At 68.4% G+C, this 21,064-nt stretch carries 17 protein-coding genes and 1 pseudogene; 6 read left to right on the top strand and 12 right to left on the bottom strand.

Features of this window, described 5'->3' with window-relative positions:
- From ABZ318_RS24275 to ABZ318_RS24290, 4 genes are all read left to right on the top strand, one after another.
- A partial coding sequence (locus ABZ318_RS24275) for an acyl-CoA dehydrogenase family protein (protein ID WP_356904570.1) occupies positions 1-833 on the top strand: 833 nt, incomplete at its 5' end.
- A gap of 67 nt (positions 834-900) precedes the next feature.
- Positions 901-2,424: a Re/Si-specific NAD(P)(+) transhydrogenase subunit alpha gene (locus ABZ318_RS24280; protein WP_356904571.1), complete on the top strand. Its 1,524-nt coding sequence runs from the start codon at positions 901-903 to the stop codon at positions 2,422-2,424.
- 6 nt (positions 2,425-2,430) lie between these two features.
- Positions 2,431-3,876 (top strand): Re/Si-specific NAD(P)(+) transhydrogenase subunit beta, encoded by a 1,446-nt coding sequence (pntB, locus tag ABZ318_RS24285; RefSeq protein ID WP_356904572.1) that lies wholly within the window; start codon positions 2,431-2,433, stop codon positions 3,874-3,876.
- Between the two features lie 83 nt (positions 3,877-3,959).
- On the top strand, positions 3,960-4,346 hold the full coding sequence (locus ABZ318_RS24290; RefSeq protein ID WP_356904601.1) for a thioesterase family protein: 387 nt from the start codon (positions 3,960-3,962) through the stop codon (positions 4,344-4,346).
- A 194-nt stretch (positions 4,347-4,540) separates the two neighbouring features.
- On the opposite strand, the gene ABZ318_RS24295 is transcribed toward ABZ318_RS24290, so the two are convergent.
- The 4 genes from ABZ318_RS24295 to ABZ318_RS24310 form a co-directional block, all read right to left on the bottom strand.
- Positions 4,541-4,702: a hypothetical protein gene (locus ABZ318_RS24295; RefSeq protein ID WP_356904573.1), complete on the bottom strand. Its 162-nt coding sequence runs from the start codon at positions 4,700-4,702 to the stop codon at positions 4,541-4,543.
- Between the two features lie 99 nt (positions 4,703-4,801).
- Entirely contained in the window at positions 4,802-6,016 is a 1,215-nt protein-coding gene (locus ABZ318_RS24300; protein ID WP_356904574.1) for a hypothetical protein, read from the bottom strand.
- Positions 6,017-6,110: 94 nt separating this feature from the next.
- The gene (locus ABZ318_RS24305) at positions 6,111-7,421 is read right to left on the bottom strand and encodes an ATP-binding protein (protein WP_356904575.1); all 1,311 of its coding nucleotides are present in this window, start codon (positions 7,419-7,421) and stop codon (positions 6,111-6,113) included.
- Positions 7,422-7,592: 171 nt separating this feature from the next.
- Positions 7,593-8,654 carry a hypothetical protein gene (locus ABZ318_RS24310; protein ID WP_356904576.1) on the bottom strand — a complete coding sequence of 354 codons (1,062 nt, stop codon included), beginning with the start codon at positions 8,652-8,654 and terminating at the stop codon, positions 7,593-7,595.
- A 285-nt stretch (positions 8,655-8,939) separates the two neighbouring features.
- Between ABZ318_RS24310 and ABZ318_RS24315 the strand changes: the two genes are divergently transcribed.
- Positions 8,940-9,164, top strand: a complete 225-nt coding sequence (locus tag ABZ318_RS24315) for a hypothetical protein (protein ID WP_356904577.1) — start codon at positions 8,940-8,942, stop codon at positions 9,162-9,164.
- Between the two features lie 25 nt (positions 9,165-9,189).
- Here ABZ318_RS24315 and ABZ318_RS24320 read toward each other — a convergent pair.
- From ABZ318_RS24320 to ABZ318_RS24330, 3 genes and pseudogenes are all read right to left on the bottom strand, one after another.
- Positions 9,190-9,479 (bottom strand): annotated as a pseudogene (locus tag ABZ318_RS24320) (hypothetical protein).
- A 183-nt stretch (positions 9,480-9,662) separates the two neighbouring features.
- Positions 9,663-10,619 (bottom strand): hypothetical protein, encoded by a 957-nt coding sequence (locus ABZ318_RS24325; protein ID WP_356904578.1) that lies wholly within the window; start codon positions 10,617-10,619, stop codon positions 9,663-9,665.
- Positions 10,620-10,754: 135 nt separating this feature from the next.
- Complete coding sequence (locus tag ABZ318_RS24330) at positions 10,755-12,416, bottom strand: hypothetical protein (protein WP_356904579.1); 1,662 nt, start codon at positions 12,414-12,416, stop codon at positions 10,755-10,757.
- A 75-nt stretch (positions 12,417-12,491) separates the two neighbouring features.
- On the opposite strand from ABZ318_RS24330, the gene ABZ318_RS24335 reads away from it, so the two are divergent.
- The gene (locus ABZ318_RS24335) at positions 12,492-12,785 is read left to right on the top strand and encodes a hypothetical protein (protein WP_356904580.1); all 294 of its coding nucleotides are present in this window, start codon (positions 12,492-12,494) and stop codon (positions 12,783-12,785) included.
- A 224-nt stretch (positions 12,786-13,009) separates the two neighbouring features.
- On the opposite strand, the gene ABZ318_RS24340 is transcribed toward ABZ318_RS24335, so the two are convergent.
- The 5 genes from ABZ318_RS24340 to ABZ318_RS24360 form a co-directional block, all read right to left on the bottom strand.
- Positions 13,010-14,104: a hypothetical protein gene (locus tag ABZ318_RS24340; RefSeq protein ID WP_356904581.1), complete on the bottom strand. Its 1,095-nt coding sequence runs from the start codon at positions 14,102-14,104 to the stop codon at positions 13,010-13,012.
- Between the two features lie 73 nt (positions 14,105-14,177).
- The gene (gene fxlM, locus ABZ318_RS24345) at positions 14,178-16,250 is read right to left on the bottom strand and encodes a methyltransferase, FxLD system (RefSeq protein WP_356904582.1); all 2,073 of its coding nucleotides are present in this window, start codon (positions 16,248-16,250) and stop codon (positions 14,178-14,180) included.
- 25 nt (positions 16,251-16,275) lie between these two features.
- Positions 16,276-17,514 (bottom strand): lanthionine synthetase C family protein, encoded by a 1,239-nt coding sequence (locus tag ABZ318_RS24350; RefSeq protein WP_356904602.1) that lies wholly within the window; start codon positions 17,512-17,514, stop codon positions 16,276-16,278.
- Between the two features lie 17 nt (positions 17,515-17,531).
- Entirely contained in the window at positions 17,532-20,516 is a 2,985-nt protein-coding gene (locus tag ABZ318_RS24355) for a lantibiotic dehydratase (RefSeq protein ID WP_356904603.1), read from the bottom strand.
- A gap of 167 nt (positions 20,517-20,683) precedes the next feature.
- Positions 20,684-20,866, bottom strand: a complete 183-nt coding sequence (locus tag ABZ318_RS24360) for an FxLD family lanthipeptide (RefSeq protein WP_356904583.1) — start codon at positions 20,864-20,866, stop codon at positions 20,684-20,686.
- Positions 20,867-21,064: the final 198 nt, after the last annotated feature.

Genomic DNA, 21,064 nt, shown 5'->3' on the forward strand with positions numbered 1-21,064 from the left:
CGTTCGCGATGACCGAGCCGAACGTCGCCTCCTCCGACGCCACCAACATCGGCACGTCGATCGTGCGCGACGGCGACGAGTACGTGATCAACGGCAGCAAGTGGTGGATCACCGGCGCGATGAACCCCAACGCGAAGATCTTCATCGTCATGGGCAAGACCGACCCCGACGCCGACCGGCACCGCCAGCAGTCGATGATCCTCGTGGAGCGGGACACCCCCGGCTTCGAGATCCACCGCGGCATGCACGTCCTCGGGTACGACGACCGCGAGCACGGCGGTCACGCCGACCTCTCCTTCACCGACGTACGGGTTCCCGCGACCAACCTGATCGGTGGGGAGGGCGACGGGTTCAGCATCGCCCAGGCCCGCCTCGGCCCGGGCCGGATCCACCACTGCATGCGCTCGATCGGGATCGCCGAGCGGGCCGTCGAGCTGATGTGCGCCCGGGCCGAGGAGCGCGTCGCCTTCGGCCGGCCCCTCGCCGACCAGGGCGTGATCCGCGACTGGATAGCGGAGTCCCGGGTGCGCATCGAGCAGCTCCGGCTCCTCGTGCTCAAGACCGCCTGGCTGATGGACACCGTCGGCAACAAGGGTGCGCACACCGAGATCCAGGCCATCAAGATCGCCACCCCGGCGACGGTGCAGTGGATCCTCGACAAGGCGATCCAGGTCCACGGCGCTGGCGGACTGTCCCAGGACTTCCTGCTGGCCAACATGTACGCCCACATCCGGACCCTGCGCTTCGCCGACGGCCCGGACGAGGTCCACAAGAACGCCCTCGCGAAGAGCGAGCTCCGGCGCCAGGCAGCGAGGCGGAAGGCGCAGGCATGAGCGACATGATCGAGCAGGTGTCGGCCTTCCTGGCCGACCTGGTGAACCTCGGGCTGGGGGAGGCCCGGTGATCATTGGAATCCTCAAAGAAGAGCGGGCCGGCGAAACACGTGTCGCCGCGACGCCGGCGACCGTGACGCAGCTGCTGAAGCTCGGCTACGAGGTCGTCGTCGAGCCCCGTGCCGGCGAACTGGCTCGCGTCTCCGACCAGGAGTACGCCGAGGCGGGCGCCACCCTCGGCGACCCGCTGTCGGCCGACGTCGTCGTCGGAGTCAACGCGCCGACCCTCGCCCAGCGAGACCGGCTGAAGCCCGGCGCCACCCTCATCGCGATGCTCAATCCGCGGCTGGACGAGGAACTCGTCGCCGACCTGTCGCGCCGGCCGATCACCGCGCTCGCGATGGACGCCGTCCCGCGGATCTCCCGTGCGCAGTCGATGGACGTACTGTCCTCCATGGCCAACGTGGCGGGTTACCGCGCCGTGGTCGAGGCCGCGCACGAATTCGGCCGGATGTTCACCGGCCAGGTGACGGCCGCCGGCAAGATCCCCCCGGCCCGCGTGTTCGTCGTGGGCGCCGGCGTCGCCGGTCTGGCCGCGATCGGTGCGGCTTCCGCGATGGGCGCCGTCGTGCGCGCTTTCGACGTACGTCCGGAGGTGGCCGAGCAGGTCGCGTCGATGGGCGCCCAGTTCGTCCAGGTCGACTTCGAGTCCGAGGTGTCCTCCGACGGCTATGCCAAGGCGATGACCGCGGAGCAGCAGGCCGCGACCGCGGCGCTGTACGACGAGGAGGCGCGTGCCGCCGACATCGTGATCACGACCGCGCTGATCCCGGGCCGCCCGGCGCCGAGCCTGATCACCGCCGAGACCGTGGCGGGGATGCGAAACGGCTCGGTGATCGTGGACATGGCCGCCGCCAACGGCGGGAACGTCGCCGGCACGATCGCCGACCAGAAGGTCGTCACCGAGAACGGCGTGGTCGTCCTGGGGTACACCGATCTGGCCGGTCGCCTGGCCGCGCAGACCTCACAGCTGTACGGCACCAACATCGTCAACCTGCTCAAGCTGCTGACCCCGCAGAAGGACGGCGTGCTCACGCTGGACTTCGACGACGTGGTGCAGCGCGGCATCACCGTGGTCAAGGAGGGCGAGCCCACCTGGCCGCCGCCGGCCGTGCAGGTCTCGGCCGCGCCGGTCGCCGGGCCGGCCGTAGCCGCTCCGGTCAAGGAGGAGAAGAAGCCGGTCGACCCCCGTCGCAAGTGGTACGCCCTCGGATTGGCGGGTGTGCTGTTCGCACTGCTCGCGGCGTTCTCGCCGTTCAAGTTCCTCTCGCACTTCACCGTGCTCGCGCTGGCGGTGGTGGCGGGCTACTACGTCATCTCGAACGTGGCCCACGCCCTGCACACCCCGCTGATGGCCGAGACGAACGCGATCTCCGGGGTCATCCTCGTCGGCGGCATCCTCCAGGTCGGCACGGCCGACAACCCGGTGATCCTGGTCCTCGCCGCGATCGCCGTCCTCATCGCGAGCATCAACATCTTCGGCGGCTTCCTCGTGACCCTGCGCATGCTCCAGATGTTCCGGAAGGCCTGATCGACGATGAACGAATTCCTCACCTCACCGCACCTGTACGGCCTCATCACCGGCTTCTACATCATCGCCGGTCTGTGCTTCATCGGCGCGCTGGCGGGCCTGTCGAAGCACGAGACCGCCAAGCAGGGCAACATCCTGGGCATGGTCGGCATGGCGCTCGCCCTCGTCGCGACCGTCCTGCTCATGGCGCAGCAGAATCAGCTCAGCACCGCCGACGTTCCCCATCTGGGGGTCGCCGTCCTCGTCGTTCTGACGATGATGGCCACCGGTGCCGTGATCGGCGCCTGGCGGTCTCGGACGGTCGAGATGACCGGGATGCCCGAGCTGATCGCGCTGCTGCACAGCTTCGTCGGTCTGGCCGCGGTGCTGGTCGGCATCAATTCGTATCTGCAGCACGGAGCCGGCCGCGACACCGTCCATGACATCGAGGTCTTCGTCGGCGTGTTCATCGGCGCCGTGACCTTCACCGGTTCGATCGTGGCGAACCTGAAGCTCAGCGCGAAGATGAAGTCCGCGCCGCTGACCCTGCCGGGCCGGCAACTGCTGAACCTGGCGATCGTCCTCGTGTCGGTCGGCCTCGGCATGTGGTTCTCGCTCGTCCAGAACGACCACGGTGACGGCATCGGCCTGCTTCCGCTGCTCGTCATGACCGCCCTCGCGCTCGTGCTCGGCTTCCACCTGGTCTCCGCCATCGGCGGCGGCGACATGCCCGTCGTCGTCTCGATGCTCAACAGCTACTCGGGGTGGGCTGCGGCCGCCGCCGGGTTCCTGCTCGGCAACGACCTGCTGATCATCACCGGCGCACTCGTCGGCTCGTCCGGTGCGATCCTGAGCTACATCATGTGCAAGGCGATGAACCGCTCGTTCGTCTCGGTCATCGCCGGCGGTTTCGGCCAGGCAAGCGTCGCTGCGGACGACAGGGACTACGGCGAGCACCGCGAGATCCAGGCCGACGCGGCCGCCGAGCTGCTGGCCAACGCCTCGTCAGTGGTCATCGCGCCCGGCTACGGCATGGCGGTGGCGCAGGCGCAGTACCCGGTCGCGGAGCTCACCTCGAAGCTGCGGGCGAAGGGCGTCGACGTCCGGTTCGGCATCCACCCGGTCGCGGGTCGCCTCCCCGGCCACATGAACGTGCTGCTGGCCGAGGCCAAGGTGCCGTACGACATCGTCCTCGAGATGGACGAGATCAACGACGACTTCGGTGAGACCGACGTCGTCCTGGTCATCGGCGCGAACGACACGGTGAACCCGGCCGCGGCCGAGGACCCGTCCTCTCCGATCGCGGGGATGCCGGTCCTGGAGGTCTGGAACGCCAAGGACGTCATCGTCTTCAAGCGGTCGATGGCCGCCGGCTACGCCGGAGTGCAGAACCCCCTGTTCTTCCGCGAGAACACGCAGATGCTCTTCGGCGACGCCAAGGACAGGGTCGGCGACATCGTCGCCTCACTCTGACGTGACGCGGAGATGCCATCTCATCAAGGCAGGAGGAACGCCGTGCCAACCGGCGAAGTGATGCGGGTCCAGGAGTGGGCGTGATGGAACGTGTCCCCATCGAACTCACCGAAGAGCTCACCGACTACCTCGGTCACGTCACCGCCTACGCCCATCTGAAGCTGCTGGAGGAGGCACGTTGGCGGTGGCTGCGTGACCTGTGGCACGAGAGCGAGCCGGCGTTCGTCCTGGCCCGCCAGGAGCTCGACTACCGTCGTGAGCTCCTGGTGGACGACGGTCCGGCGGCGGTCGAGATAACGGTCGAGCGACTCTCGCGCTCGAGCTTCACGCTCGCCGAGCGGATCGTCACGTCCGGAACAACGCTGCACACCACCTCCCGGGCCGTGCTTGTCCGTTGGGATCGAAGCGAGCGCTGCTCCACTCCACTCGGACGGCACGAGCTTGCGCTGCTTGCCCGGCATATCGGGTGAAGCTCGCGGTTCCCGGAGCGGTGCGGTTCGCCGGGTGTGGCATCGCTGCCGGTTCAGCCGCGTCCGTGGTGCCGGGCTTCAGGGCGTCTGTGGCGGCTCTTCGACGGGACCCGCAACGGGGCGCGGAAGGAGAGCAGCCCGAGGGTGGGGGCCGTGTCGGGGGAGAGCCGGAGGGCGGGCCGGCGGCGGCTATTTCAGCTCTGCAACAGCTTGGAGACGTCCTCGAAGTGGTCGAGGGACTCGTCGTCGATCTGGGCGAAGAATTCGTCCCGATCGCGGGTGAGTTGGTGTGCGGGGACGACGTGAGCGAAGGCGCCGGGTTGTTTGTTCTTCTCCCGGGTGTGCCTGAGACGCATTAGGTTGCGTCACCACCCACGGACCGAAGTCGGCGGCGGCCACGTGCGCGCACGGATCGAGCGCCAGGAGGTCGTCTTCCTGGCGCCCGATCCGTTATGTCAGGCATCGACTAAGTCCAGGAGGTTCTGAAAGCGGCGGGCGACGTACTCATCTGCGCAGACCCGCTTCACCGCGCGGTCCTTCTGAAGGCCGCTTATGTCATCACGGATGATCTCGCGGTCCTCCTTGAAGATCTGCTCGATCAGAGGCGCGGCGCTGTTGCTGTAGAAGACCTTACGGTTGCGGCCCATCGTGCCGTAGCCGCCCTCTTCGCCGATGTAGCACAGGGTCATCCAGCGGACGATCTGCACCCGCACGTCCGTGGGAACCGCAGCGAGCCCGCCGAACTCAGGGAATAGCCGGAGGGCAGGACCGTGGGAGGCATGGGCCCTCCAGCTGTGGCCGATTTTCTCCAGGTCCTCAAGCTGGCTTCGGAAGAAGGTAGTTCGCTGAGCCTTCCGGAAGTACGGCAGGATGCCGGCCGCGTGGGCGACGCGCACTTGGAGCTCGGTGAGCGGCGCGCGCCCGATCTTGTCCATCTGGTGCGTGGCCAAGTCAACGCGTACGGAAGTGCCCGTGAAGGCATCGAGTTCCTGGATGAGGACGTAGGAGTTCTCACGGACCAGGTCGGGTTCCGAGTCGTCCAGAGCCACACTCAGCAGGAACTTGAGGATCTCAAGCTGCCGGGTCTCGGGGGCGTGCTTGTAGTCGTTCAGGAGATCAGGGTCGGCGGTGACGGGGCCCGACGCCTGGACGATCTGCTTGACCTCCGAGACGTGGATGAGCGTGATGGGGTCGCGGGAGAGGACCGCGTCTATGCAGGTCTTGAAGATGTAGATGCAGTCCTCGATGCCGGCCTCGTACTCGGCGTCCTCATGCTCCAGATCACGGCGGATGTCGTAGGCGCGGGTCATCTTGCGCCACTCGGGCCGGCTCAGCAGCCCCATCCGGTACGACAGGTCAATGAGCTTGGCGGTGGAGTAGTTCTCGATGTCCTCACCGCCGCGGCTGCCTCGGTTGATCGGCGGCAGCTTGTAGGCTGCAGCGACTTCGGAGGCGATGTCGATACCGGCGATCTGGACTTTCTCCCGGAGGTCCTGGATCGCAGCGTTCAGCAGGCGCTGACACGCGCTGCTCGGGTCGACCGGCAGCAGACGACGGACCCGTTCGATCAGCCCTTTGGACTGCCACTGCGGCCGGATCTGCCCCATGAGGGCCGGGACCTCGCTGTTCGAGATCAGATCGCTTGCCGGGTGCGGTACGACTTCCCCCACTGAGTGCTCCTTGCACAGGTCGCGTGAATCGTCTGACGATCGTAGAGAGCCGCTTGCCTGGCGGTCTCGGAATTTCGCCGTCCGCGACGCGGCTTCAGAACGTTGTGGCGGTTGGGTCCTGCTGGAATCCGGCGGCGATCTCGTGGTGACGTGCGGGCACGGTGTTGGGGCCGACGCGTACGTAGAACTCCAGGCGCTGTCCGTTGCGGTAGGCGTACATCTGACCCCCGCCGGAGACTTCGATGGCGAGGACCTTCTTGCCGTCGTGGTCGATCACGCGTGACTCGTAGATCGGCACCGGTTCCAGGTTGTCCCGGATCATGCTGGCAATCTGAAGGGTCTGCTTGTCGATGTTCAACTGCTCGGGCAGGCCCACGATCTGCAGGTCGTCCTGGACTCCGATCAGGATGGTGCCGCCGTCCTTCGAGGCGAAGGCGGCAATGGTCTTGAGCATCTTCTTCCGTGATTCGCCCTCGGGTACCTCTCGCTTGCACTCCAGGTGCTGTCCCTCTCCATTCGCTAGGAGAAGGTTCAGTTCGGGGCCGGGCTGCTCCCAGACGACCGAGGCGTCACGGGCACGCCCGTATGCCGGGGCCGGGAAGCTGCGCCAGTCCAGCCACTGGTCCTCACGGCGGAGCATCAACAGGCTGTCACGCGCGAGTCCGTCGGGCAGCGCGAAGCTGTAGATGCCGGCACTGTCGAGGGAGTGGGTCTGGTTGCCCGCCGCCCAGCTCAGTTCCAGTACCGCGGCGGTCAGGTTCTCGCCGTCGACGACGGCTGTCAGCAGGTCGGGCCCGATGGTGATCTTCGAAAACCAGCCCGCCCGCTGCGGCAGGACAATCCGCCACAGGTCCGAACGGTTCGCGTTGCTGTCGTGCGGTCGTTGGTAGAGGAAGGCGCTGAAGGCTTGGTCGAAGTTCAAGAAGGAGGGGCCGTCCCCTACCAGCAGGCCGTAGCCGGGTTGGGGAGTGCTGCTGTTCCGGCTGATGGTCCACTCAGTGCGCGGCCAGGACGTGGTCATCCAGCCCCGGTCTTCCTGACCGCGCAGCCGATAGGTGGAGGCGCTGGAAGACTGTGGGTTGGGGGGGACGACGTGGATGTCCTGGACATCCTGTTCCTCGCCTCGCAGTAGCGCGGCGATTGTCGAGCCGGGCAAGCGCATTTCTAGGAAGGCCGCCGTGTCGTAGCGCCAGGCCCGTTCCTTCAGTGGGGCGTCGTCGTCAAAGGTGACCTGACCGTGGTGCAGTCGCCACTGTTGTGCGTCCGCAACCAGTGCCAGCCGGGCGTTCACGGCGGCGCGCTCGCTAAGCATCGCCGCCAGTGCGACTGTCTCCGTCTGCCCGCTGTTCACCATGCCCGGCTCCCCTCTCAGTAGCGTGTGGAGCCGAACCAGGTAGAACGTCACGGCCCATGCTCCTGAGCAGGCTACGCCGGGTTGGCTTGCTCGTCTGCTGAAGTCACCGCAACCGGCATTCGCATGGCGGTGGGGTTGTGGCGTTGTTGGACGGTGTGCATTCCGAGACGAGCCCGGGGAAGTCATGGCTGTTCCCCTGGGCCCGTGATGTTGCTGAACGAGCTACTGCATCAGCACGGCGAGGGCTTGGTCGGCCATCTGTACACCCATCGTGGCCGCGATGGTGGTGCCAGCCTCGAGGAGCTTGTCCTTGAGCTGCGTGGCGAACTGGCGCAGGCGGCTCGGTTCGGGGGTCTCGGAGGTCGCCTCGGCGTGGAGGTCCTGGGCGACGCGCTCCAGCTCAACGCGGTCCGTGTCGGACATGCCCAGGGTGGTGCTGACCTGACCGATGTACCCAGCGAGCTGGGCGAACAGCGTGGGGTCGACGCCGTCGGTGTTGTTCTGGGCGAAGTGCTGCTGCTCGCCGATGATGACGCCTTTGGCGTTCGGCATGTAGTTGTTGTAGATGGTGCCGAGGCGGGGCTGGTTGACGTGATCCTGCACGCTTCCTCCTGTCAGGGCGCAGCTGACGCCCTGGGGTGTGATGGCGACGGTCGGGGGCTCGGTGTCGATGCGCTCAATCAGCTGGTGCTGTGCCAGGTAGGCGAGTGCTTCGTGCAGCTCGGTACCGGTGATCTCGGATCCGGCGAAGTAGGAGGCGGGTGTGTCGAGGAACAGCACCGGGTTGGTGGGCCTCTGGTCGCCGGCGGTGTCGAACAGCCACCGGTGGAAGGCGTCCATGGTGTAGCGGAGACGGGCGGCGCGGTCCAGGCGCAGCTTCTTCAGCCGGTGGATCGCGGCGCGGCCCGCGTCGGTGAGGTGAACCTCGGGAGCTTCGCCGCCCCAGTTGCGGGAGACTTGAACGTAGTCGCGCTGCTCCAGCTCGAAGGCAAGCACGGATGCGTCCTCGTCGTGCAGCTGCTGTTCTTCGACGAACCGGGTCACGTTGATGTAGTGCGAGGAGTTCTGCCGAGCCTGCTCGTCCAGCCACAGCAGCAGCCGGGCCAGATTGCCGCTGCTCTCGGTCTCCTCACCACCGAGAGCGGCGCTGGCGGTGGCATTGAGCTGGGCAGACACACGAGGAGGGTTCCGTCGTTGGGCGCGTTCCAGGCTCTTGTTGGTCTCCTTGACCAGGTTCTTTGCCCACTTGTCCAGCTCACGCTTGTTGATCCCGTTGCGGGCCACGTTGCCCTCCTGTCTCAGGTGCCTCAACCAAGGGTACGGAGCGGGTCCGACAACGGCCGACCGGTTCCGGGCGCCGAAGAGAGCGGGCGGTCAGTCGACGTCGATGGTGCTGGTCGCGCTGCGGGGCCACTTCTTGAGGTCGCCGAGGCGGTAGAGGAGCTCGGCGCCGCGCTTCCCGGTCGGGGCACGGGAGATCGCAAGCTGACCAGAGCTTCGCCGCTGGCTTCCGACGCGGTTGGCCTGGGGGTATGGCCATGAGCGGGGGGCATCGTCCAGGGTGGGGCGATGAGCGTACTCCGCACCGGTGACATCACCGACGACATGATTCAGGCCATGGAGACGGCCAAGCGGCAAGGATTGCAGAAGGACCTGCGCGCCCTCGCCGCCCACATCCGCGCCAACGCCCAAGGCCGCCACGACGGTGCGAAGCCCGGCTGGCGGGCCGGCGTCGAGTGGACGCTGCTGTGGATCGAGAACACCGCTGCCCAGCTGCCCGAAGGCCAGCCGTAGGCCGCGGCGCCCGACGGGCCGACGGTCAGAGCGTGTCACCAGAGTAGTAGAAGCGGCACGCGATGCCGGGCCCGGCTGCGCGGGGCTCGCCGGGACGCGGATCGTACAGAGCGCTGCCGCCGGGCCACCTGGAGAGCTCGATGGTCAGGGCGACGCCATCGTCGACTTCCTCGGTGCGCCACCCGTGGATGTCCAACAGCAGGCCGTCCAGCGGTCCGCCGACCAATTCGGCGTAGGTCCGGTGCGGAAGCGGACAGGGGTCGTCGTGGTCGTGGCCGTAGACCGGCCGCGCAGCAGCTGCTCGTCACCGTTCATCCGACCAGCCTTTCAGCTGGCACCGACAACGGGGCGGTCCGGCGCAGCGAAAGTAGGCGGTGCACCATCGGATCCGGGCGCGACCCGGCCTGCTTCGCCTGTACGGTTGCGGCGCCGAGGCCAGCCTCCAGGGCTGTGAGGGCCTTGTACATCGTCAGAGCTGCATTTCTTTCCAGCGTTCGATCAGCTCGGCCTGTCAGCCCATCGCTGACTGCCATAGAACCCTCTGGGCGCTTGATGCCGTCTTGCCGTCGCCCTTGGCTGGTCCTCGTCGGAGCTTTCGCTGCACGGGGCTGTCGCGTGTGTGGAAGTTATTGGGTGGAGGAGCTGTCCTCCGAAGATGTGCTGCAAGTGCGAGACGTCCGTGTCCTTGCCCAGGGGGAGCCACTCCTCGGGCAGTGAAGTCGTCGCACCAGACGGCGACTCCGTCCCGACGGGAGCGAAGAACATCTGAACAGGCTCTTCCCACACTGTCGACTTCAGGGCGACCTGTGCGTCGAAGACTTCCGGACGGAGCTGCAGAACACCATCCTTGCACAGGGCTTCGATGTAGGCGAGGAGCTCGATCGTCGCAACCATGGTCCAGGCGACCAACGGCACAGCGGCCCGGAACCGGTCTCGCAATCCGAAGGGGTCACCTTCCTTTCGCCGCTCCGTGTCGTGATGCACCACGTCGCCGTAGATCCAGGCCAGGGCCAGCCGATGCGCGTCAAGGTCGTGTTCTTCGCCTGTCGTCGTGTTGGTGACCAGGATCCGGTAGGCGGCATCTGCGGGCGTGGCGGGGTCCACTCGAGCCTTCCACTCGGCACGCGCTGCCCGGACGTGCTCCGCATCCCGCGGCAGCTCCCGGCAGGCGTAGCCCAGTGCCTTCAACGCCTTCATGTGGAAGCAGTCCTCGGTCGTCAAGAGAATCGGCCGGATCCGCGCCGCCGCGGACTCGACTACCTCCTCGGCCGGCAGCTCATGCCGGATCCGAGCCTCACCGTTCTCGAAACGGACCCCGATCCTCGGGTCGATGAGCGCCACGAGCTTCTCCCAGTCATCAGCCAGGGAGTGCTCTGCCACACGACGCGCTCGCAGAACGAACGACTCAAGACACTGCTGGTTCCTCTGCTCAATCTCCGCCTCGTCACGTGCCACGCGCGCCCCCTCACCTCAAGACCAGCATGACGAAGCTCCCGCCGCGCAGACCACCGAATTCCTCAGGCACGGTTCCATGATCGTCAGCTGGTCAGGTGCGATGCCGCGTCATCACGAGCCTTTCGCGCCGGCTGGCTACTGGCCGGGAGCGTCATCTCCCTCGCCAGAGGTTGGCTGCGCCTGCGCTTCAGCATGGCTGGCGAGGGCTTCGAGGGCTTCGACAGCGCTGGTCATCAGTCGAACGAACTGTTCGTCCGGCTGAAGTTGGTTGAGGCCGGCCTGGGTAAGGAAGGCGGGCCACTTCTTGTTCCGGGCGTGGGCCGCGCCGTTGCTCCGCAGGTTGTAGAGGAGGCGTAGCGGGCCGACGAGGGTGTCGGGGTTGCCGCCGGTGTGTTTCACCCACCCCTCGAGGTTGTTGATGGTGGCGGCCTTGGCGTCGGCTCCGGGGAGCTTTCGCAGGGCCTTGGTGTCGAGGTAGTCGATGATGCCCTTGGCGAGGGTGAGGATCTGAGTGTCGGCTTCGCTCTGCTCGCTGCTGGTGGGCGTGTGCAGGCCGGCGAAGGCGATCTGGTCGGCGGCATCCCAGGACCGGTAGACCGGCTGCCTGACGATGGCGGACAGCGCCGTGCTGAACCGCTCGCGTGCATCGGTCAGACGGCGCAGCGGATCAGTGGTCGTGTCAATCCACTCACCCAGGATGTCGCGGCGTCGGCGCGCCTCGTCGATGCCCCCGAGTGGCGCGACGTTGAAGCTCAGCCAGTGGGCGCGCTCGGCACTCGGCAGGTCGCGGCCCAGGTCGCCGAGATATGCCTCCACCAGGCCCTCCTCGTTGCGGCCAATCGAGATGCCCCACAGTCCCAGACACGACAGGCGGCCGTCTCGCACCTGGTAGCGAGAAGGTTCGGAGGTGTAGCGGCGCAGTACCTCGCGTCGGAAGTAGACGCGGGTCAGGTAGTCGGGTGTACCGAGATCCTTGTAGGCACCGCTGAGCTGGTCCGGGTCGCAGGTGAAGGTGATGGGCTGGCCGGTGCTCGGATCGGTGCCGATGATGAACTCGGGGTACGACACGGCGGTCGTGTACGGGTAGGCGAGGTCGGCCGGCTCGGCGTCGATGGGCAAGACCAAGTGCTTGCCGCACAGGCGCACGGCGGGTGGCCCCATGCGGCTGCTGTGGAGCTCGAAGGTGCTCACCTTCGTGCGGTCCGTCGCTTGGATCGTCTGGGCGGGTGCTGCGTCGAGATGAGTGATCCGCTCGTGCTGGACGACGAGGAAGCGCTCGCGGACGGCCAGGTAGCGGCGCAGTGGCAGCGCGGTGACCTCGATGCGCAGGTCGGTGTCGCTGCGGTGGACGCGGATGAGCTCTTGGTCGCGGCCGGCGTCGTCGAGGAAGTACCAGCTGCTGTCGGGGCGCGGCACGGCGGCGAAGTACCACAGGAACGAGTGGGTGAACTCGATGGTGGGTTCGACATCGGGCTGCTGGTGGCGACGCAGCTGGACGAAGAACTCGGCCCGAGCGGAAGTGTCAGCCATGCCGTCGCCGAAGACGGCCTCGTCGCCGAAGTGTGCAACCTCGGTCTGGCCCACGCTGCCGTGGGTCCAGTCGCTCTTGGACAGGGCGTACTCGCGACCGACGAAGGTCGTCAGGTAGCTGCCGATCCATGAGTACCGGCCGTCCACGGGCTCCTGCAGGACGGTGACCCACCCTGTGGGAGCAGGATCGATCCCGGCCAGGTAGGACTCCGGCCGCACGTCCTCCGGCAGGCTATCGCCGCTGCCGCTGCTGTACTTGAGCGCCATCTGACGAGTCTAGGACCGGCCGCCGACAGCCCACCAAGGCATTTAGAACCCCTAACGAAATGATCTTCGAAATGGTTGGATCATTCCGGGACTGCTGATCCAGAGGTGTGCGGTGGCGCGGCCCAAAAGGTCCTGACAAAGGAGTGGGACGCGTCGGCGAGTGATCAGACAGGTCGTGAGGCCGAGGAAGACTTCGTGGATGTCGGGACATCGTTCCCAGCGGATACGGAGCTGGCGGAAACAGTGGAGCCGGGCAATGTCCCGTTCCATGACCCACTGGTGGACGCCGAGGTCGGAGGCCTGCAGGTCTCCGCGGCGGCCGATCATGGGTTTGACACCAGTTGCCCGGACCAGGCGGCGGCAAAGTGAAGCCCGCTGACCCACGTGGCGTGAGGGTACTCGTCACCCGCGTCGAGTGCGGCTCGAACCGTGTCCCAGACACCCTCGCCACCGAAGTCGGTACGTACGACCAACGAGGTCAGATCATCAAGCTGAGGCAGAGGCATCTCATGAGCCCCTCATCCGGCGCTGACACCAGTCGTCAACGGACCAGGCCCTGCCGCGCCGGCGATTCCTTTGGCCGGCGTCCGGGCTCAGTCCCTTCGGCTGCTGCGGATGACGTCGTCGCTGGTCTTTGTGGCGGTCGTCAGCATGCTGAGGAACGTGGTGGAAAGAGCGCCTGTGCTGAGGCTGCTGTCCTGGAGCAGTAGTCGGCACCCTGCGGCCTCTGAGTCCGTGGCATGCCTGATGAAGAGGGGGTGGGCCAGCACTTCGCGTGCTGCGTATCCGTCATTCGCTTCCATGGTCCGCCGGTGCAGTTCGTGTACGAGGTCGTATGCGAGGAGGGCGGAGTCGCCGACGCCGTCTAGGACGGCGAGGCCGAGGCGGATGCTGAAGAGGCCCATTCCGGGCTCGGGCTTCTGGGAGATGTACGTCTCCGCCAGGGATGCGCGCTGGTCGTCGTCCGGGAGGCCGGCGGCGTTGTGGCAGAGGACGGTCAGGCAGTCGGTGACCGTCCGTTCCCATGGGTCGCCGGGTGCCGTGGTGGTGAGGAGGTCCTGGGCCCGTTGCGAGTCGTGTGCGGTGAGGGCGGCGATGACGGCGACCTGGCGGCCGTCGAGCATGCGTTGCCCGATGCCGCGGTACTCGGTGAGGTGGGCGAGTGCCTCGTCCCATCGGCCGAGGGTGGTGAGGGCGCGGGTGCCGTCCGCCAGGAGTACCCGCCACAGCCAGGCGCGGACTTCCTCCCGGTCTTCGCTCGTGGCGGTGAGGCGGGCCGGAACGGTAATGTCTTCGAACCGGATGGTAGAGCCGGTGCCTACGGCTTCATAGAGGTCGGTCAGACGTTGGCGGCCGTCGTCGGCGTGGCCGGCACGGATCTGTAGACGGGCGAGGTTGACGACGGGTTCCAGCCCGCGGATCGCGCTCATGGCGGGTAAGGGGCCGGCGTGGAGGTAGGCGGCGGCGTGTGCGTGGCAGATCTGGCGTGCGAGGGCGGGCAGGCCGAGGTCAGAGGCGATGAGAGCGGCCTGGTTGTAGACGGCGGAGGCTCGGCCCTCGTCTTCCTGTTCCCGTGCGGCCTCGGCGAGTTGGGCGAGAGCCTGTACGCGGTCGGGGAGAGGAAGACAGGTAGGGCGGAATCGGGCGATGAGCGGGAAGCGTTTGGCTGTCGGGCTGTGCGGATCCATGAGTTCCCCGGGCGGTCGGCAGTGGGCGGTGCCCGCCGGGTCGTGGACGGCGGGCACCGGAAAGCGAGTGGGGCTACTGCCAGTCGACGACGATGCGGTTGAGCGGGGTGTCGAGGACGAAGAGACCGTGACTCCGCCGGGGGACGGTGGCGTCGAGGGGAAGGAGCTGGAAGGTGGCTTCGCGGCCGCGGTACTCGCGGTCCCATGTCCGGACGGCGCCCGCCACCCGAGCGGCCAGTTCCTCACTACCGGGGCCGTGACCGATGACGCCGAACTCCCAGAGCTTGCCTCCCTCGGGCGTGGTCCGGTCGGACAGGCGGCGGGCGAGGTAGGTGAGGGCGCCCTTGTCGACGACCGCGGTGGAGGAGGGATAGGGGTCCTCGGCCAGGTGCGTTCCCTTGGCGCTCGAGGGGAACAGCATCCGGACCAGGCCGCCCGGGACGGTGCAGGAGACGAACAGCTCCATCCACTCGGGGGATTCCATGGCGCGTACCGTCACCCCGGTCCATTCCTCGGTCCGGGGCTGGTCCAGGACTCCGGCGAGAGCGTCGGTGTCGATGTGTCGGCCGGCGGGGGCCTGGAGTCGGACGGTGCCGTCCGTGCTGAGGGGGATGACACGTCGGTCGTCGTCGGCGACGCCCCGGCGCAGCGGCATGAAGGTGTTCATCTCGCTGCCGAGCGACACCCACCGGCCGTCGCGCTTCTCGTAGGCGATGGACCGGGACACGCTGCCCACCAGGCGCTGGGGGACGACCAGGCGTCCGCCGGGGGCGAGCTGGTCGAGCCAGGCGTGCGGGATGCCGTGGGCGCCGACGGTGGCGATGATCCGGTCGTACGGTGCCCCCTCGGCATCGCCTAGGGCTCCGTCACGGGTGAGGGCGGTGACGTTGGCGTATCCGGCAGCGGCGATGCGGGCGCGGGCGCCTTCGACGAGGTCGTCGTCGACGTCGATGGTAGTGACGTGCCCTTCCTCGCCGACGAGGTGGGCGAGCAGGGCGGCGTTGTAGCCGGTGCCGGCACCGACTTCGAGGATCCGTTCGCCGGGCTGGGCGTCGAGCTGGTCGAGCATGAGGGCGACGACGGTGGGCTGGGAGGCGCAGGAGATCGGAGTGCCGTCGGTGTCGTACTTGATGTTCACCGGCGCGTCGGCGTACGCCTCCTCCAGAGGGGCGTCAGGGACGAACAGGTGCCGGGGCACCGTGCGCAGGGCGTTCTCGACGGCGGGCGTGTGGGCATGGCCGTCGTTCTTGAGCCGGTCGACCAGGGCGTTGCGAAGCTGCTCGGCTTCGGCGGTGGTGGTGTCGGTGGTCACCGCGCTGACGCTAGTGATCCCGGACGGTGCGGTGTGGTGCGACGTGTGGGTGTCACTCGATCCCATGACGGCCTCTCGTGCGATGTGGGACAGGGCGTGCTGTTCGTGCCGGAGAAGTCCGGCACGGTTGAAGTGGAAGATCACGTGGTGGGCGAGGACCGCTCGCAGGCCGCGGGACAGACGTCCTGCGGCGGCGAGGCGGGCCAGGTCCGTGCCGGCCTGCTCGAAAGCGGCGATCCAGGCGCTGTGGCCGTCGAGGGGACCGCTTGGGCGGCCCAGAGCGTGGGCGTCGGCGGTCATCAGCGTCCGTATCGCCGGAAGCGCGGTCGCTCTCCGAGTGGGAGGGAGGGGTGTTTCGGACGGGCGTAGGGCGGCGACCTTCACCCACACGTCTCCCTGCTCGTACCAGTCGAGTCCGGCGGCGCGCATCATGGCGCTCGTGAGCAGGACGGCGGTCTCGCGGCGGCCGAGCCGTCCGGAGCCGGGGCAGTAGCCGAGCAGGTGGCGGCTGTCGGCATGGAACAGCTTGTGGGCAATGCCCATCCCTGCAGGTCCGCCGAACGCGTACGTCTCCGGCTCGTAGACGCTGGAGACCCACGCGGTGGCGACGTCGTCGCGGATGAGGTCGTCGAGCAGGGCTTCGACGGTGGGCGACGAGGTGGGAGCGCGGTAGCGCAGTGGCCAGGGCTGCTTGTTCATGAACCACCAGCCGGTGAGTTGTCTGTCCTCCTCGGCGACCCGCAGAGCGGGGCCGAGGCGTTCGGCGATGGCGCGGCGGGCGGCCGCGCGGTCGGGGAAGGTGACGTGGTGCTGGTGCCAGCGTGCTCGGGACATGTCGGAGGTCCTTGGCCGAAGGGGATCAGGCGATGAGGAGGCAGGTGTCCCAGGTCGATTCCGGCGGGACGGCGGTGACGGAGGTCTGCAGGGCGAGGGCGACTCCTGCGGCTCCGTCGAGGAATCCCGGTCCCGTGGTGCCGTCACGGATGATCGCGCGGGCCGCAGCCACCGGATCGCCGACCGCCGGGCAGATCTCGTCCACGAGCGCCGGGACGACGGCACGCAGTCTCCTGGAGTTCGAGGGGCCGGCGTCGGCCGCGGCCCGGACGGCGACGTGGGCGAGCCCGGCGAAGCCGTGGCACAGGCCCTTGTCGCTGATGGCCTTGAGCTGCGCACCATCGGAGAGGGAACGGAGAAGCGCCCGTTCCGCAGTGGCCTGTCGGCGTACGTCCTTCAGGGCTAGGGCGGCGAGCTGTTGGGCCCGGGCGAGCCCGGCTGTCCCATAACACCACGACGGACGCCGGGACGCGGAGGGCGCGAGAAGGTCCTCGCGCAGTTCGGTGCGGGTGACCCAGTACGGCCAGACGGTTCCGTCAGTGGTGTCCTGCCGCCAGCGGTCCAGCCAGGTGAGGATCGTACGGATCGCTCCGTACTGGCCAGGGACGACCGTGCCGCGCAGGGCGGCGAGGGACAGCAGTGCGAGGGGGCCCGCGATGCCGTGCGCGAGGCCGGAGTTGGCGTGTCCGTCGGGAAACCGGTCGTCCACACGGCCGGACGGACCGGTGGCGGTCCACCAGCCGGGCAGGCTCTCCCCGTCGAAGGTGACCGGTGAGGTTAGGCGCACGAGGTATTCCAGGACCGATCGGACGAGAGCGGAGGTCGGGTCGCGGCGCAGCAGGTGAGCGCCGTAGCCGGTCAGCCCACGGATGGTGTCGAACTCGGGGATCTTCGCGAGCCCACCGTCGTCCATGCGCTCGTGTGCGGCGGCCAGGCGGCGGCGTACGTCGGCTTCTGTCTGCCGGTCCAGCCTGTCCAGGGCCCGCTGGTAGGGGCCGGGCAGGTGCTCGGCGGCGCACGCCACGGAGTGCGCGAGGGCCGGCGCCCCGTAGAAGGGATGGCTGTCGGGGCCGCTGGTGAACGGCTGCCGGGCGGCGGTCGAGAGCCAGTCGTGGACGCGCTGCCACGGACCGAGACCGGCGATCGCACGTTCGATGTGCAGCAGCGCGATGCCCGGCATCCCGTACGCGAGCTGCTGACGGTTCGCCTCCGCCACGCCCGGAGCGGTACGGGGGTCGGCGAGAAGATCGGCCACGGTGCGCACGAACTGCGCGGGGGCGTTCACGATGTCCTCCGGGCGGTCCAGGCGAGGGCGGCGGCACGGGCGAGGTAGAGGCAGATCTCCTCCTCGAGGAAGTCCACCGCCACGTGCCGAACGAAGTGGACGTGCAGCAGTGACGTGAGGACGTCGTCGAGAGCGATGCCCTCGGTGTCGGGCCCGGGCAGGTGAGAGCGGTAGGCGGCGAGGGCCCGGCCCCGGTCGGACCATGCTTCGACGGTCACCTCCCCGCCCGGCATGCTGCGCAGCGCCTCCCAGTGACTGCTGGGGTCGGCGAGCCGGACCGCCTCGGCGAACTGGGGACGGGGGACCCGGGCCGGGGCAGCGGCCGGCACATGGTCGATCAGCCAGCGCATGCCCGACTCAGGGTCGCCGAGGAACGCGGAGGCGATGGCCACGGTGTGTGCGGCGACCAGCGCACGCCGCCCCGGACGCTGCGGCTGCCCGAGTTGGGCGAGCACGGCGCGCGAGTCCGCCCGGAACACCTCCTCGGCCGCCGCCCACGCGGATCCGGACCCCCAACGACCCGTCTCCCGATACGAGGTGGGATAACGCAGATCCGACAGTAGCCCGCTGTCGCGCAGCTCCTCCGCCCACGTGCTCATCGTGCGCGCGGTCTCTGCGAACGCCTCGTCGGTGGGCAGGGCGATCCTCACACGGAGGTGCTGGTCGGGGTCGCGGAAGCGGACGAACCACCACGGCGGATAGCCGAGCCGGTCCAGCAGATCGGGCAGGTGGTCGGCCAGGATGGTGTCCTGGCGACGGATGTCCCCGTACAGGCTGGCGAGCAGCACCGGCGAGGTAGCCGGGGTGTGGACCTGGTCGCGCCGCGCGATGCGGGCTGGGGTGGGGGCGGGCACCGGTGGCCACGCCGGTGGTGCCGTGGCCTTGAGAGGCAGAACGATCTCGTGCGCCCGGCCGCCGCACCACCCGAACCCGTCCGGCTTTCCGGCCTCGGTGAGGACGACCGAAGCCTTTTGATCGAGCCGCTCGCGCAACAGGACGCGATGGCCGGCATGCGAGAGGTCGAGCGTGAGGAGCCGGTCTCCGTCTCCCACCTGTACGTGCCGCGGCACTCGACGGGCCGTGCACCATTGGGCGAAGGTATCGTTCCACTCCTGCCGGCCTCCGTGGCCAGACAGTTCGGAGCGCTCCAGACGCCAGCGGGCGGGCGACAGGACGATCCGGCCGTGACGGAGCCGGGGCAGGAACGGCATCGTTGCCGCAGCTCCCCAGTCGAAGACCGTGACCTGAGCGCACTGGGCCCGGGACAGTTCCGTGAGGAACCGGACGAGCGGCGGAGTGTGGGTGTGAAGGTTCAAGGCGTGCATTCCGAGTGCCTCGACCCGATGTCCCAGAGACGGCACGGCGAGATACATGCGCCGCCCGTCACAGCCGACTGCCAGGTCCTGCACCCCCAAGACTCCGTCCTTGGGATCCCGATGCTCGTCGAGGCTGATCACCACCGGCAGGACCTGCGGGGTGCGGGTGACATGGGCGCTCTCCGGCAGCAGCGGAGGGAACGACAACTGAGCGGGCACCGTGGCACGGTCGGCTGCGGGCAGATCGGCCAGGTCGGCGATCAGCCTCTCCCGGTCCTCCGGCGCCATGACGCTCAGGAACCGGCCCAGACCCACGCCGGCCCCACGCGACACGCTCACCACCCGAAGCCGGAACCGGCCCCGCTCCAACTCCTCGAGGCTCCGGGCTTGGACCTGGAACCCAAGCTCCAGATGCGGCGGGATCCGGGGCGGGACGGGCCCGGACTCCAGCTCGGCGATCAGTGCCTCGTCCAGAACCACCTCCTCGTGCCCGTCGAGCGCGGCACGCTGCGCGATCCGGACCAGGACCTCGTCACGCTTTGACAACCGCGGACGCCGCTCACCGGCCGCAGCCCCGGGGTAGCCGTCGGGGAAGCCGATGCCGCTGTCGGAGACCACGTCGAGAAGCGGGACCATCGTCCCGATGCCGAACCGCTCGTAGAACCGCATGTGGTATGCCTTCCAGGCCGCGGTCCCGTATGGCGCCGGGCTCACCCGAGTCAGGAGCATCGAGGCACGCTCCGTCTCCCGGGCCACTTCGACGGGCAGAGCGACCTCGGCATCCAGACGGACGTCCAGCGCGAGCGGGTGCGGGCGCAGACCGGGCGCCATGCTCCGCATCCGTACGGCCACGGCCTCGCGCGGGCCCTGGCGAACGCCTTCCTGGATTTGGCGCAGCTCGCCCACCAGGCCGGCCACGGTCGGGATCGACCCGGCGTCCACATCGTCCAGCCGGTTGAGGAGGTGACCGAGGGCGTCGGTCTCGGTGCTGGGAGCGTGCAGGCTCGTGATCAGTACCCGCAGCCGGATCAGGTCTCGTAGCAGTCCCGTCACCTTGTCGGTTCCGGCCTCGGGGAAGGCGTTGAGGACGCAGGCCACCACCGCGTCGAAGGAGGACGGGGTACGGGCGGCCGACAGGGCGGCGCGTACCGGGCCGGTCAGTCGGAGCGAGGCCTCGACCGCCCGGGGCCGGCCCTGTGCCGTGTCAGACGTGTACGGCAGGATCAGCCGGCCCCCGCGGACCATGAGCGTGCCGGCGGCAACCACGGGCAGCCGCAGCAGCAGTTCCGGACAACTTTCCAAACGCGCGACGACCGCTGCCAGCCACTCTGCCGAAGGCCGGGCGACGACCGTGTGCTCATCTCCCCACGTGGCCCCGGCGCTGGCACTCACCGCAGCAGTCGTGACCCCGGCGAACAGCCCGAACGGAGTCGCGCGGTGCCCTGCCCGCAGCAGGTAACGGACGGTGGACACGGCGGCCTTCCGGACATCGTGAGGAAGGGGCGACGCAGAACCGAGGAGCACGTCAACCTGCAAGGCCAGCTGCGGACTTGCATGCCGCAGCCCCTCACCGAACGGGCTGCCGTCCCAGATGCTCCGTAACCACGCCGATTGCTCTGCCGTGCTCTCGACCGCCCCATCGCCCAGGTCCGGGCATGAGGGCAGGCAGTGCGCCGGCCGCGTGACGGCGCGCACGAGCGCTGTCCGGCCGGATCGGTACGACGGTGAAACCACGTCTACGCCTCCGCAAGGGGATGGTCGGAAGCGGACCGGTGCCGCCGCACCGCAAGAGCGCGGCGGCACCGACCCACGTATGGGGACCGTTGAACCGGTCAGGCGACGCCGGTGGTGCAGGCGCCGCAGGTGGAACCGCAGCCGTCGTCGGTGAGGTTGGTCAGACTGGCCGGGTCGGCGACTTCGACCAGGGCGACGTCCAGCTCGAACCCGTCGGATGTGGTCGAGACCATCGACTGCGGACGGACCTGCGTGGTACCCGGGTCGGCGATGTGCGCCATGTTCACTCCTTCATGGGGTGGATGAGATGTCGGTACTGCACTGTCAGGAAGCAGGGAGCCGCAGCCGGAGGAACCGACCGGGGCGGCGCGCCTCCTGACCACCCGGGCCTCGGCCGAGGACCGGAAGCGAGAAGGGCCGCTCAAGAAAGCGGTTGAGTGGCGGCGTAGAGGAGGGTGGCGAACACGGCGACGAGCAGG

Origin of the sequence: Streptomyces sp. NPDC006197 (assembly GCF_040613865.1) — a bacterium.
Taxonomy (GTDB): Bacteria; Actinomycetota; Actinomycetes; order Streptomycetales; family Streptomycetaceae; genus Streptomyces.